This is a genomic window from Mycobacterium sp. IDUB_36, assembly GCF_055419225.1.
In genome coordinates this window covers 3,140,622-3,153,886 of record NZ_JBVAXH010000001.1, presented here as the reverse complement: position 1 = coordinate 3,153,886, position 13,265 = coordinate 3,140,622, and the positions used below count along the sequence as shown (strand labels likewise).

The window sequence follows — 13,265 nt, the reverse complement described above, 5'->3', positions numbered from 1 at the left end:
ATGACCACGCGTGAGGTCGACGCGGTCATCGTGGGCGGCGGGCACAACGGTCTGGTCGCCGCCGGGTACCTGGCCCGCGCTGGGCTGCGGGTGCAGCTGCTGGAACGGCTGCCCGGGGTCGGCGGAGCAGCGGTGTCGACGCAGGTCTTCGACGGCGTCGATGCCCGGTTGTCGCGGTACTCCTATCTGGTCAGCCTGCTGCCGCAGCGCATCCTCGACGACCTCGGGGCGGCTGTCCGGCTGGCCCCGCGGCCGTGGTCGTCGTACACGCCCGATCCCGCGACGGCCGGGCGAACCGGCCTGCTGGTGGGACCGCAGTCCACGTTCGACGCGATCGGCGCCGGGAGCGATCAGCGGGCCTTCGACGAGTTCTACCGGCGTTGCCGGCTGCTGACGGGCCGGCTGTGGCCGACGCTGCTCGAGCCGCTGGCCACCCGCGACCAGACCCGTGCCGCGGTCGACGACGACGGCATCTGGCGGGACCTCATCGAGCGACCGATCGGGGCCGCGATCTGCGGCGCCCTCGACAACGATCTGGTCCGCGGCGTCGTCGCGACCGATGCGTTGATCGGCACCTTCGCCCGGCTCGACGACCCGTCGCTGCGGCAGAACATCTGTTTCCTGTACCACCTGCTCGGTGGCGGCGATGGAGGCTGGCACGTCCCGGTCGGCGGGATGGGTGCGGTCAGCGCGGCACTGGCCGATGCGGCCTCCCGTCACGGCGCCGAAATCATCACCGGCGCAGACGTTTACGCAGTCGATCCGAGTGGCGAAGTACGCTACCGGTGGCGCGACGACGAGCACGTCGTACGCGGCCGATTCGTCCTGTCCGGGATCACGCCCACCGCGCTGGCCGGGCTACTGGGCGACCCCGCGCCGCCGTCGGCGCCGGGTGCTCAGGTGAAGGTCAACATGGTGCTGCGCCGACTGCCGCGACTGCGCGACCGGAGTGTCACCCCCGAGCAGGCGTTCGGCGGCACGTTCCACGTCAACGAGACGTGGACGCAGCTGGACGCGGCCTACGACAGAGCTGCGGAACATGTTCTGCCAGAACCACTTCCGTGCGAAATCTACTGCCATTCGCTCACCGACCCCAGCATCCTGTCGCCGGCACTGCGTGAATCGGGCGCGGCGACGCTGACCGTGTTCGGCCTGCACACGCCGCACCGGGAATTCGAGTCTGCGGCACTGACCGAAGCGGTGCTGGCATCGCTGAATTCCGTTCTGGCCGAACCCATTCAGGAGGTGCTGCTGACCGACGCCCATGGACGGCCGTGCGTCGAGACGACGACCACCCTGGACCTTGAACAGCGACTGAACATGACCGCCGGCAACATCTTTCACGGCGGCCTGGACTGGCCGTTCGCCGAGGACGACGCCGTGCTGGACACTCCAGCGCAGCGATGGGGTGTGGCCACCGAGCACGAGCGGATACTGCGGTGCGGTTCAGCCGCCCGCCGGGGTGGTGCGGTTTCCGGTATCGGCGGCCACAACGCCGCGATGGCGGTGTTGACTACCTAGCGTCGATAGCGGCGTAGTTGCGCTCGGTGTAGCCGGTGTAGATCTGGCGCGGACGGCCGATCTTGCTGGGCTCGCCGTTCATCTCCCGCCAGTGCGCGATCCAGCCCGGCAGCCGGCCGAGCGCGAACAGCACGGTGAACATCCGGGTCGGGAAACCCAGCGCCCGGTAGATCAGGCCGGTGTAGAAGTCGACGTTCGGATAGAGCTTGCGCTCGATGAAGTAGTCGTCGGTGAGCGCGGCCTCTTCGAGTTCCTTGGCGATGTTCAACAATTCGTCGTCGCCGCCGAGCTTGCCCAGGATCTTGTCGGCCTGTTCCTTGACGATGCGCGCCCGCGGGTCGTAGTTCTTGTAGACCCGGTGGCCGAAGCCCATCAGCTTGACGCCTTCTTCTTTGTTCTTCACCTTGCGGACGAACTCGCTGACGTCGTCGTCGCTCTGGCGGATCTGCTCGAGCATCTCCAACACCGCCTGGTTGGCGCCGCCGTGCAGCGGGCCCCACAGCGCGTTGATGCCACCGGAGATCGACGTGAACAGGTTGGCCTGCGACGAGCCGACCAGCCGCACCGTCGACGTCGAGCAGTTCTGCTCGTGGTCGGCGTGCAGGATGAACAGCATGTCGAGCGCCCGGACGATCTCCGGGTCGGGCTCGTAGGGCTCGGCGGGCAGACCGAAGGTCATCCGGAGGAAGTTCTCCACCAGGTTCAGCTTGTTGTCCGGGTAGAGGAACGGCTGGCCCACCGACTTCTTGTAGGCGTAGGCCGCAATCGTCGGCAGCTTGGCCAGCAACCGGATCGTCGACAGGTCGATCTCTTCGGTGTCGGCCGGGTCCAGCGAGTCGGGGTAGTAGGCGCTCAGCGCGTTGACCACACTCGACAACACCGGCATCGGGTGGGCGTTGCGCGGGAAGCCGTCGTAGAACCGCTTCAGGTCCTCGTGCAACATCGTGTGCCGCTGAATCTGCTCGGTGAACTCTGCCAGCTGCTCGGCGTTCGGCAGTTCGCCGTTGATCAGCAGGTAGCTGACCTCGATGAACGTCGACTTCTCGGCGAGCTGCTCGATCGGGTAGCCCCGGTACCGCAGAATCCCGGCGTCGCCGTCGATATAGGTGATGGCGCTCTTGGTGGACGCCGTGTTGACGAACCCGTTGTCGAAGGTCGTGTAACCGGTCTTGGACAACAACGGGCCCAGCGCGATGCCGTCGGCCCCCTCGGTGGCGTGGACGATGTCGAGATCCAGCTCACCACCCGGGTACTGGAGGGTGGCGGAGTCGTCGGTTGCGGCCACGGGAACCCCTTTGCGCTTGCGTGTGAATGCTGGCCCGGCTGGTTGCCTATAGCGCAAAGGTAGTCGTTATTGCGATGGCGTGCCTGCGCGGGGGTGAGGTCCGGGTGCGACGGAGATCACGTCGGGCCCCGGGCACCTGGCCGGCCGTCTCAGCCCGCCTCCGATTGCGTTGCGCGATAACGGATGAAGGCGGGTGCGGCGAGCGCGGCCAACAGCACTCCGACGACGACCAGCGCGCCTCCCCCGGCGGTGGCCGCAGTGGTGCCCACCACAGCCGCGGCGGCGCCGTGGGCGGTGTCGGCCAGCCGTGGTCCACCGCCGACCACCACCACGAAGACACCCTGCAATCGGCCGCGCACGTCGTCGGAGGCCGCCTCCTGCAGCATCGTCGACCGGAACGCGGCCGACACCAGGTCAGCGCCACCGCCGAGCGCTAGGAATCCCAGCGCCGCCCAGAGCAGCGGCCCGGCCCGGCCGTGGGCCGCCCCGGCGGCCAACCCGAAGCCGACCATCGCCAGACCCCACACCACGATCGCGACCACCACTGCCAGTCCCTGCCTGCGCACCCGTGGCAGCCAGCCGGAGAACACCCCGCCGGCGACCGCACCCGCCGACATCGCCGCCGCCAGCAGCGCCATCGTGGTGCCGCCGGCGACCGGCCCGCCGAAGCTCTGGTGGGCCATCTGCGGAAACAGCGCTCGCGGCATACCCAGGATCATGGCGATGAGGTCGACGACGAACGACATCAGCACGACGGTGTTCCCGGCTAGGTAGCGGAACCCGTCCAGCACCGCGGCGACACCCCACTGGCCCGGACCGTCGCCCGACCCCAGCACCGGCATCGGGGCCAACCGGACGGTCGCCCAGATCGGCACCACGGTCGTGACGGTGTCGATGAGGTACAGCGTGGAAAGATCAACCCAGTTCAACAGCAGACCGGCCAGCAAGGGACCGATAATGGCGCCGAATTGGGTCACGGTCATGTTCAGCGAATTCGCGGCCGCCAGCTGGTCGCCGGGCAGCATCCGCGGGATGGCGGCCGAGCGCGCCGGCGCGTTCACCGCGAAGAAGATCTGCTGAACGCCCAGCAGGACCAGCACCAACCAGACGTTGTTCAGCGCCAACGCGGATTGCAGCCACAGCAGCGCCGATGCAACAGCCAGTCCGCACGAGGCGATGATCAGCAGCACCCTGCGGTCCATCGCATCGGCCCAGGCGCCGCCGAGCAGACCGAAGACGATCAGCGGGACCAGCGCGAACAATCCGGCCAGCCCGACGTAGCCGGAGCTCTGGGTGAGCGCGTAGATCTGGACCGGGACGGCGAAGATCGTCAGGTTCCCGCCGATGACGGTGACGATTCCGGACGACCACAGCCGCCGGAAATCGGCATTGCGCAGCGGCGCGGTATCGGCGACCAGCCTTGGCATACTCAGGGTTGCAGGCGCTCGATGCGCCCACCCACGACCCGAATTCGGTTGTGCAGACGGTCTTCTCGGCCCTGCCAAAACTCGATCTCCGCCGGCGCGATGCGGTACCCGCCCCAGTTCGGCGGTACCGGAACCTGCTCGCGATCGGCAAACCGTTCCGTCACCTCGGCCAGTTGCTCGACCAGCGCGTCACGCGAGGTGATCGGCCTGGATTGCTGTGAGGCCCACGCGCCGAGCTGCGAGCCGCGCGGCCGGTTGTTCCAGTAGTTCTCGGTGGCCTGCGGATCGACCTTGGTGACCGGACCGCGGATATGGAATTGCCTGTTCAGCCCGTACCACGGGAAGGTCGCCGAGGCGTAGGGCGTCGCGGCCAGCTGGTCGCCCTTGGCCGAGTCGTAGTTGGAGAAGAACACGATGCCGTCCTCGTCGACGCCCTTGCACAGCACCGACCGGCTGACCGGTCGTCCCGCGTCGACGGTGGCCAACACCATCGCGTTGGGTTCGGCCACGCCGCCACGCTCGGCGTCACCAATCCAGGTGCGCAACAAGGCAAGCCAGCCGTCCGCAAGCCAGTCGATGTCGAGGTCCGGGCTGCCGTCGCGCTCTTTGGAGCCGTACTCCTTGCGCATTGCCGCCAGGTGCTGGTTGTCGGGTCCCGCCATCGCGCCCACGCTACCCGCGACCAGCCGCAGTAATCGGCCGCCGCTTTTTGTCGGAGGGGGCTGCAACGATGGTGACATGTCTTCGATCGCATCCGCCGACGCTCTGGGGGTCAGTCCCGCCGGGCGTCTTGAGGTGTTGTTCGAGGAGTTGGCGGAGTTAGCTGGTCAGCGCAACGCGATCGATGGGCGTGTGGTGGAGATCGTGGCCGAGATCGATCGCGACGAACTCTGGGGGGCCACCGGGGCGCGGTCGGTGCCGGCGTTGGTGGCCTGGAAGCTGGGCTGCTCGTCGGGAAATGCCCACACTGTGGCCGGTGTTGCGCGCCGGCTCGAGGAGTTTCCCCGCTGCGCGGCAGGCATGCGGGAGGGTCGGCTGTCGCTGGATCAGGTCGGCGTCATCGCCGCCGGTGCCGGCGACGGTTCCGATGAGCACTACGCGCAGCTGGCGGGGGTGGCTTCGGTCAGCCAGCTGCGCACCGCGGTCAGGCTCGAACCGCGACCCGAACCCGAGCCTCGGCCGCAGCCGCAGCGCTCGATCACCTCGACGAGCAACGAGCAGGGCAGCTGCTACCGGATCACCCTCGACCCTCATGACGCCGCGACGTTCAACGCCGCCCTGGCCTCGCACCGCGACGCCCTGTTCGCTGCGTGGAAGCTCGATCACGGCCGCGGTGCGGGCAACCCGGATCAGCGACCCCCGCTGCCGAGCACCGGTGATGCGTTCATGCGCCTCATCGAGGCCGGTTGGGATGCCGAGGCCGCGCGTCGCCCCCATGGGCAGCACACCACTGTGGTGCTCCATGTCGACGTCGAGCAGCGTGCCGCGGCACTGCATCTGGGCCCGCTACTGACCGACGCCGAACGCCGATACCTGACCTGTGAGGCCACCTGTGAAGTGTGGTTCGAACGCCACGGCGAGGTCATCGGCGCCGGCCGGGCCACCCGGCTGATCAACCGGCGGCTTCGCCGCGCGCTCGAGCACCGCGACCGCGTGTGCCGGGTTCCCGGCTGTGATGCGACCAGAGGCCTGCACGCCCACCACCTCCGGCACTGGGAAGACGGCGGCCCCACAGAATTGGCCAACCTCGTCCTGCTGTGCCCCTACCACCACCGGCTGCACCACCGGGGCGTCATCACCATCACCGGACCCGCCGACACGCTCACCGTCACCGATGACACCGGCCAAACACTGCGCCCAGGATCACTGGCACGCCCACCCACTCAACCCCCACCCACCGTCGCACCCAGCCCAGGACCCACCGGCGAACGCGCCAACTGGTGGTGGTACACCCCGTTCCAACCACAACCACCACCGACAAACAACTAGCCCCAGCCTCCGGGCACGGGTAGTTACCGACCGGTAGCAAGTCACACCCGGCCCCATGCGAGAATTTTTTCATGACTGTCATCTCGGACAAGGTCCCGGAGAATTTCGTTGCCGGACTCGAGGGCGTGGTGGCGTTTACCACCGAAATCGCCGAGCCTGACAAGGACGGCGGCGCCCTGCGTTACCGCGGTGTCGACATCGAAGATCTGGTCAAGCAGCACGTCACATTCGGCGACGTGTGGGCTTTGCTGGTGGACGCGAAATTCGGCAACGGGCTACCGCCCGCCGAGCCGTTCCCGCTGCCGATCCACAGCGGCGACGTCCGCGTGGACGTGCAGGCCGGGCTGGCGATGCTGGCGCCGATCTGGGGCTTCCAGCCGCTGCTCGACATCGACGAAGCCACCGCCCGCGACCAATTGGCCCGGGCCTCGGTGATGGCACTCTCGTACGTCGCGCAGTCGGCCCGCGGGATCTACCAGCCCGCAGTTCCGCAGCACGTCATCGACGAATGCTCAACGGTGACGGCACGTTTCATGACTCGTTGGCAAGGCGAGCCGGATCCCAAGCACGTCGAAGCCGTCGACGCCTACTGGGTGTCGGCCGCCGAGCACGGCATGAACGCGTCGACGTTCACCGCGCGAGTGATCGCGTCGACCGGTGCGGACGTCGCGGCCTCGTTGTCAGGGGCGGTGGGCGCGATGAGTGGCCCGCTGCACGGCGGCGCGCCCGCGCGCGTGCTGCCGATGCTCGAAGAGGTCGAGCGGACCGGTGACGCCCGCGGCCTGGTCAAGGGAATCCTGGATCGCCGCGAGAAGCTGATGGGCTTCGGCCACCGGGTGTACCGCGCGGAGGACCCCCGGGCCCGCGTGCTGCGCGCCACCGCCAAGCGGCTGGGCGCACCGCGCTACGAGGTGGCGGCCGCCGTCGAGCAGGCCGCACTCGCCGAGCTGCGGGAGCGGCGCCCGGACCGGGCGATCGAGACCAACGTCGAGTTCTGGGCGGCGGTGATCCTGGACTTCGCCCAGGTGCCGGCCAGGATGATGCCCGCGATGTTCACCTGCGGCCGGACCGCCGGCTGGTGCGCGCACATCCTCGAGCAGAAGCGGCTGGGCAAGCTGGTCCGCCCGGCTGCCATCTACGTCGGGCCGGGACCGCGCAGCCCGGAGTCCGTCGAGGGTTGGGACGAGGTTCAGCAGGATTGACCGTCGCGGTGTCGGTGGCCGGTGATGAGATCGACTCGTTGCCCGAGTCCATACCGGTAGGCCCAACCGGGCCACGTACCGACACCTAGGAGGCCCCGATGGCGATCGCCGTCGAACCCGCACTGTCCCCGCACCTGACCGTCCACGACGCCGCCGCGGCAATCGACTTCTACGTCAAAGCTTTCGACGCGGTCGAGCTGGTACGGCTGCCCGGCCCCGACGGCAAGCTGGTGCACGCGTCGGTACGCATCAACGGGTTCATGGTCATGCTCAACGACGACTTCCCGGAGATGTCCGGCGGCATGTCGATGACCCCTCCGTCGCTGGGCGGTACCCCGGTCACGATTCACCTCACCGTGCCCGACGTCGACGCTTGGTTCCGCCGGGCGCTGGATGCCGGCGCCACCGAACTCGTTCCGTTGGAGGAGCAGTTCTGGGGCGACCGTTACGGCGTGGTCGCCGATCCGTTCGGTCACCACTGGTCGCTCGGTCAGCCGGTCAAGGAGGTCAACTACGAGGAGCTGGCCGCGGCGATGAACGGCTAGCCGGCGAGTTCGCGCAGGCGGTCGGCCACCCGGTGCCGCAGCGACGGTGCCGGCGCGGCCGCCGCGGCGGCCAGCATGTCGGCGATCGCGGTGAACTTGGCGCGCGGCCGGTCGGCGAGTCCACCTCGCGCCAGCTCGGCCGCGTCGATCGCCCGCCAGCCGTTGGCGTCGACGACATCGGGTTGGCGCTCGCGGACCAGGCGGTCCAGTGCGGCCGGCTTGCCGACCGGGTCGTGCAACAGCCCGGCGTTGTAGTCGTCCACCAGTCGTTGCACGGTTTGCGCCGCGCACGATTTGTTGGTTCCGATGAAGCCGGTCGGCCCACGTTTGATCCAGCCCGCGACATAGGCGCCGTCGGCGTGCGTGACGCGGCCGCCATCGTTCGGCACCACGCCCTTCTCGTCATCGAACGGCAGATCTTTGATCGCCTTGCCGTGGTAGCCGATCGACGTCAGCACCAGCCCGGCGTCGATGGTGGCCGATTCCTCGGTGCCGGTGACGTCGAACTGCAAGCCGGTGGCGCGCTGGTCCCCGACCACTCGCTTCGGAGTGAGGTTGTAAGCGAACCGGATTCGCGGCCGCGTCGCCGGTGTCGACGATGCCGCAAGCCCGCTGAGGATATTCAATTTCTGCTTGGTCACGGTATCGGTGACGCTAGCCAGGTCGCGCAACACCGCGTCGCGGTCATCGTCGGCCAGAACCACTTCGGCGGTCGTGGTCAACCCGATCAGCTCCGGCAGCGTGAATGCCGAGTGCTCGGGTCCGCGACGGGCGGCGATCACGACCTCGCGCACTCGCGATTCGCGCAGGGCCGCCAGCGCGTGATCGGAGATGTCGGTGTGGGCCAGCTCGTCCGGGTCGGCGGTCAGCACGCGAGCCACGTCCAGTGCGACGTTGCCGTTGCCGACGACGATCACCCGCTCGTGGCTGAGATCCACGGGCAGATCGACGAAATCAGGATGCCCGTTGATCCAGGCCACGAACTCGGTCGCGGTGCCGGTGCCGGGCAGGCCCATTCCGTCGATGTCCAGCCGGCGGTCGTTGGGCGCACCCGACGCATAGATGACGGCGTGGTGGTGGGCCAGCAGGTCGTCGTGGCTCAGCTGGTTGCCGACCTCGACGTTGAGGAAGAACCGGAATTCCCGGCGACGGGCGATCCGGTCGAACAGCTGGGTGACCCGCTTGGTGGTCTGGTGGTCGGGCGCAACCCCGGCCCGCACCAATCCGTAAGGGGTGGGCAGCTTTTCGAAGACATTGACCCGGACGCCCTGCTGGGTGAGCAGTTCGTCTGCGGCGTACATCGCGGCCGGACCGGATCCCACGATCGCCACCGTCAACGGGCCGCTGTGCTTCCCGCGGACCTCCGGCGCCGGAATGACCGGTGCCAGTTTCGATGTCGGCGGCAGTTTCTCGTCCGCGGGCCGGGAGGCGTGGAACTCTTCGTAGAAGCTGGCGTTGAGTTCGATGAACGGCAACTGCTCCGTGGTCAACCGTGAGTTGGGAGCGATGGCGCCCACCGGGCACGCACTGACACACGCGCCGCAGTCGACACACGCCACGGGATCGATGTAAAGCATCTCCGCAGAAGCGAATTCCGGCTCGTCCGGCGACGGGTGGATACAGTTCACCGGGCAGGCGTAGACACAGGACCCGTCGCTGCAACACGACTGGGTGATTACGTGCGGCATGAGTTCCTAGGCGGCGACCGTGAGGTGCTGACGCTGCGGCTCGCTGCGGTAGCGCGACGGCTTGCCATCGATCTTGCAGATTCGCCAGATCAGCTTGGCCAGCGGGTTCATCAAACCCGTGTCCTTGCACAGCATCCGCACGTCACCGAACATGTCGCGCAGCATCTGACGTGACTCCGGCGATTTGAAGAACACGTCCTTGCGGACTTCACGCGGGATGTCGAACTCCTGCCAGAAAGCCTTGGGCGGCACCACAATCGCCGAGCACAGGATCCGCATGGTCAGCGGCACGAACAACGAGAGCCAGAAACGCTTGCGACGTGGCAAGTTCGGCACCCGCTTGCGCAGGTACTCGTGGGCGAACGAGATGTGGCGGGCCTCCTCGGCCACGTGGATCGCCATCACCCGCTCCATGATCGGGTGCAGTTCCTTGCCCTCACGCAGCACGTTCTTCTGAGTGTGGTCAATCGGCTCCTCACCGGCGAGGATGCCGAACCAGAACGGGATCGGCAGCGGGCCGGCGACCAGCGGGATGTAGGGCTGGATCCACTTGAGCAGGCGCGGCATGCCGGGAACGTCCACGCCGATGTGGTTCACCATCTCTTGGAACATCATGGTGTGGTTGCACTCTTCGACCGCTTCGTGCAGGCAGTAGCGGTACTCCGGTGAGCCGTTAGGCACCCAGAACGCGTACTCCATGAGGCCGCGGATCAGGATCGACTCGAAGTGCAGGCCGACCTTGGCCACGTTGGCCTGGCGCCACATACCGATCGCGATCTGACGGTCCTGCGACTGGGACTGGTACCAGGAGTGCTTACCGAGCGGATCGGTCTTCGGGAGGATCCAGCGCGGGTCGTCAGGAATCACCGCGAACTCGGGCGAATCCCAGTCGATGTCGGTGTACGGGTTGAAGTTGCGCCGCACCGAGCCCTCGGACAGGGTGTTCAGCATCTCCACGTACTTGATGTCGTCCTGAACGTCCATGTTGCGACGCCAGCGCCGCATGAACTTGGTGCGCGGCTGCTTCTGCGCAGTTGCTGTCTGAGCCATCCTGAGGCCTCCTCAATGAGGTTTACATTTGGACGTGCTATGTCCAGCACAGTACTCAAGGTATCGGGAACTTACTAGACCCGAAATGCCCTTTGTGCCGCAGCCGTGAACATTTGTGCACTGTGACCCTGGTCACACCGCGAGTCGACAACCGACCGCCTGAAGGCCGGTCGCTGCCGGGTCACTAACCTGGTGATCATGGCTGACCAGCTCACGATCCCCGACAACATCAAACCCAGCGATGGACGCTTCGGATCCGGCCCGTCAAAGGTGCGGCCCGAACAGCTGCAGGCCCTATCCACCAGCGCCGCCTCCATTTTCGGCACGTCGCACCGGCAGGCCCCGGTCAAGGATCTGGTCGGCCGGGTGCGCACCGGGCTGCGCGAATTCTTCTCGGTGCCCGACGGCTACGAGGTGGCGCTCGGCAACGGCGGCGCGACTGCTTTCTGGGATGCCGCGGCATTCGGGCTGATCGACAAGCGTTCACTGCATCTCAGCTACGGCGAGTTCAGCTCGAAGTTCGCATCCTCGGTCGCCAAGAACCCCTTCGTCGGCGACCCGATCATCATCAAGGCCGACGCCGGTAGCGCCCCGGACCCGCAGGGCGACCCGTCGGTCGACGTGATCGCCTGGGCGCACAACGAGACCTCGACGGGTGTGGCGGTGCCGATCGCCCGCCCGCGTGACGCCGGCGACGCGCTGATCGTCATCGACGCCACCTCGGGTGCCGGCGGACTACCGGTCGACATCGCCGACACCGACGCCTATTACTTCGCACCCCAGAAGAACTTCGCCGCCGACGGCGGGCTGTGGCTGGCGATCCTGAGCCCGGCCGCACTGAGCCGGATCGAGTCGATCGCGGCGTCCAACCGGTGGGTGCCCGATTTCCTGTCGCTGCCGATCGCGGTGGACAACAGCCTCAAGAACCAGACCTACAACACCCCGGCCATCGCGACGCTGGTGCTGCTGGCCGAGCAGGTCGACTGGCTGAACGGCAACGGCGGGCTGGACTGGGCGGTCAAGCGGACGGCTGACTCGTCGGGACGGCTGTACAGCTGGGCGCAGGACCGCGCGTTCACCACCCCGTTCGTTGCGGACCCCAAGCTGCGCTCTCAGGTGGTCGGCACCATCGACTTCAACGACGACGTCGACGCCGGCGCGGTGGCCAAAGTGCTACGCGCCAACGGCATCGTCGACGTGGAGCCGTACCGCAAACTCGGCCGCAACCAGTTGCGCGTCGCGATGTTCCCGGCGGTCGAGCCGGACGACGTCAGTGCGCTCACCGAGTGCATCGACTGGGTGGTCGAGCGCATCTAGCGTTCACATGGAAAAAGCCCAGGTGTCACCGCGTGTCCACCCTGGCTTGAATCGCTCGCTGAGTTACAGTGCGCGTGGGCGGACCTCATGCGATGGTCTGCGAGGAACCTGCGAGGAGACACCATGCGGGAACTCAAGATCGTCGGACTCGACGTCGACGGCAAACACCTCATCTGCGAGGGCGACGACCCCGCCGACAAGTTCAGGGTCCGCGTCGACGACCGATTGCGCGCGGCGGTCCGCGGTGACGGAGCCCGGGTGAACCAGACCCATATCGAGATCGAGGCGAGCAGCATGTTGCGTCCCAAGGACATTCAGGCCCGCATCCGCGCGGGTGCGTCGGTCGAGCAACTTGCCGAGTCCGCCGGGGTGGAGATCTCGCGGGTCGAGCGGTTCGCCCACCCGGTGCTGTTGGAGCGGGCCCGCGCTGCCGAGCTGGCAACCGCCGCCCACCCTGTACTCGCCGACGGCCCCGCAGTGTTGACGCTGCTGGAGACGGTCACCACGTCTTTGGTCGCGCGCGGCCTGAACCCCGACCACACCTCCTGGGACGCGTGGCGTAACGAAGACGGTCGCTGGACCGTGCAGCTGGGCTGGAAGGCCGGCCGCTCGGACAACCTCGCGCATTTCCGGTTCTGCCCGGGTGCGCACGGTGGGACCGTCACCGCGGTGGACGACGCCGCCAGTGAGCTGATCGACCCCGACTTCGACCGTCCGCTGCTGCGTCCGGTCGCTCCGCTGGCTCAGCTGGACTTCGATGACGCCGAGCCGACTCCCGCGCCAGCGCCGGTGGTGGTCACCGACAGCCCGGAGCCGGAGCCCGTCGTCGAGCAGCCTCGTGCTCGCCGCGGCAAAGGCAAGCCCGCCGTACCGGCATGGGAAGACGTGCTGCTGGGGGTTCGCTCCAGCGGGCAGCGCTGACCGCTACCTCAGAGGGCCATCGCGACCAGGGCCAACCAGGCGATCGTCACACCGACGCCGCCGCCGAGTACCAGCCAGCGAATCACCGCTGTTCGCCGCCAGCCCCACAGCGTCGGCGCAAGACCGCCGGCCGCAACGACATTCAGCCCGACTGCCAACAGCGGGTGCACCCGGATCAAGCCCAGGCTCAGCACCACGACCGCGACCGAGGTAGCCGCGGCGACGAATCCGGCGACGGTCAAACCCATTGCCCAGGGCGTGGATTCGTGGGTCGGCGTCACGCTTGAACTCTAGCCCGACGACGATGCAGAGCGCGTAGC

General features: G+C 67.6%; 12 protein-coding genes. 6 read left to right on the top strand and 6 right to left on the bottom strand.

Features of this window, described 5'->3' with window-relative positions; translation table 11 throughout:
• Positions 1-1,521, top strand: coding sequence for a phytoene desaturase family protein (locus ACZYW1_RS15650; RefSeq protein WP_463787094.1), 1,521 nt, complete (start codon positions 1-3; stop codon positions 1,519-1,521).
• On the opposite strand, the gene ACZYW1_RS15645 is transcribed toward ACZYW1_RS15650, so the two are convergent.
• The 3 genes from ACZYW1_RS15645 to pdxH all read right to left on the bottom strand — a co-directional run bounded on the left by ACZYW1_RS15645 (position 1,514) and on the right by pdxH (position 4,895).
• Positions 1,514-2,806: a citrate synthase gene (locus ACZYW1_RS15645; protein WP_463787093.1), complete on the bottom strand. Its 1,293-nt coding sequence runs from the start codon at positions 2,804-2,806 to the stop codon at positions 1,514-1,516. The two genes, ACZYW1_RS15650 and ACZYW1_RS15645, sit on opposite strands and share 8 nt — an antisense overlap.
• 149 nt (positions 2,807-2,955) lie before the next feature.
• Positions 2,956-4,233, bottom strand: a complete 1,278-nt coding sequence (locus ACZYW1_RS15640) for an MFS transporter (protein ID WP_463787092.1) — start codon at positions 4,231-4,233, stop codon at positions 2,956-2,958.
• Positions 4,234-4,235: 2 nt separating this feature from the next.
• Positions 4,236-4,895, bottom strand: coding sequence for a pyridoxamine 5'-phosphate oxidase (gene pdxH, locus ACZYW1_RS15635; RefSeq protein WP_463787091.1), 660 nt, complete (start codon positions 4,893-4,895; stop codon positions 4,236-4,238).
• A 76-nt stretch (positions 4,896-4,971) separates the two neighbouring features.
• Here pdxH and ACZYW1_RS15630 point away from each other — a divergent pair, with 76 nt between their 5' ends.
• From ACZYW1_RS15630 to ACZYW1_RS15620, 3 genes are all read left to right on the top strand, one after another.
• Positions 4,972-6,222 (top strand): HNH endonuclease signature motif containing protein, encoded by a 1,251-nt coding sequence (locus ACZYW1_RS15630; RefSeq protein ID WP_463787090.1) that lies wholly within the window; start codon positions 4,972-4,974, stop codon positions 6,220-6,222.
• A gap of 71 nt (positions 6,223-6,293) precedes the next feature.
• Positions 6,294-7,424, top strand: a complete 1,131-nt coding sequence (locus tag ACZYW1_RS15625) for a citrate synthase 2 (protein WP_463787089.1) — start codon at positions 6,294-6,296, stop codon at positions 7,422-7,424.
• 98 nt (positions 7,425-7,522) lie between these two features.
• Entirely contained in the window at positions 7,523-7,969 is a 447-nt protein-coding gene (locus ACZYW1_RS15620) for a VOC family protein (protein WP_463787088.1), read from the top strand.
• Here the strand turns inward: ACZYW1_RS15620 and ACZYW1_RS15615 are convergent.
• Both ACZYW1_RS15615 and ACZYW1_RS15610 read right to left on the bottom strand, forming a co-directional pair.
• Positions 7,966-9,657: an FAD-dependent oxidoreductase gene (locus ACZYW1_RS15615; protein WP_463787087.1), complete on the bottom strand. Its 1,692-nt coding sequence runs from the start codon at positions 9,655-9,657 to the stop codon at positions 7,966-7,968. The genes ACZYW1_RS15620 and ACZYW1_RS15615 overlap by 4 nt on opposite strands.
• 6 nt (positions 9,658-9,663) lie before the next feature.
• Positions 9,664-10,707 carry an AurF N-oxygenase family protein gene (locus ACZYW1_RS15610; RefSeq protein WP_463787086.1) on the bottom strand — a complete coding sequence of 348 codons (1,044 nt, stop codon included), beginning with the start codon at positions 10,705-10,707 and terminating at the stop codon, positions 9,664-9,666.
• Between the two features lie 198 nt (positions 10,708-10,905).
• Here ACZYW1_RS15610 and serC point away from each other — a divergent pair, with 198 nt between their 5' ends.
• Positions 10,906-12,024: a phosphoserine transaminase gene (gene serC / locus ACZYW1_RS15605; protein WP_463787085.1), complete on the top strand. Its 1,119-nt coding sequence runs from the start codon at positions 10,906-10,908 to the stop codon at positions 12,022-12,024.
• 123 nt (positions 12,025-12,147) lie between these two features.
• The gene (gene sepH, locus ACZYW1_RS15600) at positions 12,148-12,945 is read left to right on the top strand and encodes a septation protein SepH (RefSeq protein ID WP_463787084.1); all 798 of its coding nucleotides are present in this window, start codon (positions 12,148-12,150) and stop codon (positions 12,943-12,945) included.
• An 8-nt stretch (positions 12,946-12,953) separates the two neighbouring features.
• On the opposite strand, the gene ACZYW1_RS15595 is transcribed toward sepH, so the two are convergent.
• Positions 12,954-13,193, bottom strand: a complete 240-nt coding sequence (locus ACZYW1_RS15595; protein ID WP_463787847.1) for a DUF2537 domain-containing protein — start codon at positions 13,191-13,193, stop codon at positions 12,954-12,956.
• Between the last annotated feature and the right edge of the window lie 72 nt (positions 13,194-13,265).